Here is a 1,268-nt window from a genome sequence, read left to right as displayed (position 1 = left end):
TCGCGATATAAAATCGCATCTACAAGGCATTAAAAAAGGCCGCCAAAGCGACCTTTTTTATGTGTGTTACGACAATCTACAGATTACTCTTCGATTGTTGCTACAACACCAGCACCTACTGTACGGCCACCTTCACGGATAGCGAAACGTAGACCTTCGTCCATCGCGATTGGTACGATTAGCTCAACAGTCATCTTGATGTTGTCGCCTGGCATTACCATTTCTACGCCGTCTGGTAGCTGGATGTCACCAGTTACGTCTGTTGTACGGAAGTAGAACTGTGGACGGTAACCTTTGAAGAATGGAGTGTGACGACCACCTTCATCTTTAGATAGTACGTATACTTCTGAAGTGAACTTAGTGTGCGGCTTGATTGAACCAGGCTTACATAGAACCTGACCACGCTCAACTTCGTCACGCTTAGTACCACGTAGTAGTGCACCGATGTTCTCACCCGCACGACCTTCGTCTAGAAGCTTACGGAACATCTCAACACCCGTACAAGTTGTCTTCGTAGTTTCTTTGATACCTACGATTTCTACTTCGTCGTTCACGTTGATGATACCAGCTTCTACACGGCCTGTTACTACTGTACCACGACCCTGGATTGAGAATACGTCTTCGATAGGCATGATGAATGGCTTATCGATGTCACGCTCTGGCTCTGGGATGTAAGAATCTAGTGCTTCTGCAAGCTCAACGATTTTGTCTTCCCACTCTTTCTCACCTTCTAACGCTTTAAGCGCAGAACCTTGGATTAGAGGTAGATCATCACCTGGGAAGTCGTACTCAGAAAGAAGTTCACGAACTTCCATCTCTACTAGCTCTAGTAGCTCTTCGTCGTCAACCATGTCACATTTGTTCATGAATACGATGATGTAAGGTACACCAACCTGACGAGAAAGTAGGATGTGCTCACGTGTTTGAGGCATAGGACCGTCAGTAGCAGCAACTACTAGGATCGCGCCGTCCATCTGTGCAGCACCTGTGATCATGTTTTTAACATAGTCGGCGTGTCCTGGACAGTCTACGTGTGCATAGTGACGAGTTGGTGTGTCATACTCAACGTGTGAAGTTGAGATTGTGATACCACGCTCACGCTCTTCTGGAGCGTTATCGATTGATGCGAAGTCTTTTGCTTCACCACCGTATACTTTTGCAAGTACGTTAGTGATTGCTGCAGTTAGAGTTGTTTTACCGTGGTCAACGTGGCCGATTGTACCTACGTTTACGTGCGGTTTTACGCGTTCAAACTTTTCTTTTGCCAT

Annotated in this window: 1 protein-coding gene; it reads right to left on the bottom strand. The window is 46.3% G+C overall.

The window, feature by feature from the left end; all coding sequences use genetic code 11:
* Positions 1 to 83: 83 nt before the first annotated feature.
* On the bottom strand, positions 84 to 1,268 hold the full coding sequence (tuf, locus tag DRB05_RS00250; RefSeq protein ID WP_102055891.1) for an elongation factor Tu: 1,185 nt from the start codon (positions 1,266 to 1,268) through the stop codon (positions 84 to 86).

This window comes from Pseudoalteromonas sp. A757 (assembly GCF_004103285.1).
In the GTDB taxonomy this organism is placed as follows: domain Bacteria; phylum Pseudomonadota; class Gammaproteobacteria; order Enterobacterales; family Alteromonadaceae; genus Pseudoalteromonas; species Pseudoalteromonas galatheae.
Note: the sequence above shows the minus strand (reverse complement) of the source record. Positions and strands in the feature narration are given on the sequence as shown.